1 pseudogene is annotated in these 427 nt (G+C 61.1%); it reads left to right on the top strand.

From position 1 onward, the window contains the following. Positions 1–427: pseudogene (locus EN750_RS38810) on the top strand (homoserine dehydrogenase); the annotation flags it as partial.

Below are 427 nucleotides of genomic sequence, written 5' to 3'. Positions count from 1 at the left end.
GCCACCTTCACCAATCCGACCGACGGCGAGCCCGCCGTTTCCCATTGCCGCTGGGCGCTTCAGACCGGAAAACATGTCGTTACCACCAACAAGGGTCCTGTGGCCATTGCTGCCCGGGAGCTCGAAACCCTGGCGAAATCGAATGGTCTCCACTTCGAGTACGAAGGCTCCGTCATGAGCGGCACGCCTGTCATCCGCATGGCTAAAAAGACCCTCGCCGGCGCGGAAGTAACCGGCTTTGAAGGCATCCTCAACGGCACTTCGAACTTCGTGCTTGGCCGCATGGAAGGCGGCCTGGATTTTGCCTCGGCGGTGAAAGAGGCACAGCAGCTGGGCTATGCCGAAGCCGCCCCGACCGCCGATGTCGAAGGTTTCGACGTCCGTCTCAAGGTGGTTATCCTCGCTAACGAGTTGCTGGGGGCGAACC

This window comes from Mesorhizobium sp. M7A.F.Ca.ET.027.03.2.1, from assembly GCF_003999175.1.
In the GTDB taxonomy this organism is placed as follows: domain Bacteria; phylum Pseudomonadota; class Alphaproteobacteria; order Rhizobiales; family Rhizobiaceae; genus Mesorhizobium.
The sequence above is the reverse complement of the archived record's forward strand: the minus strand, read 5'-3'. Positions and strand labels throughout refer to the sequence as shown.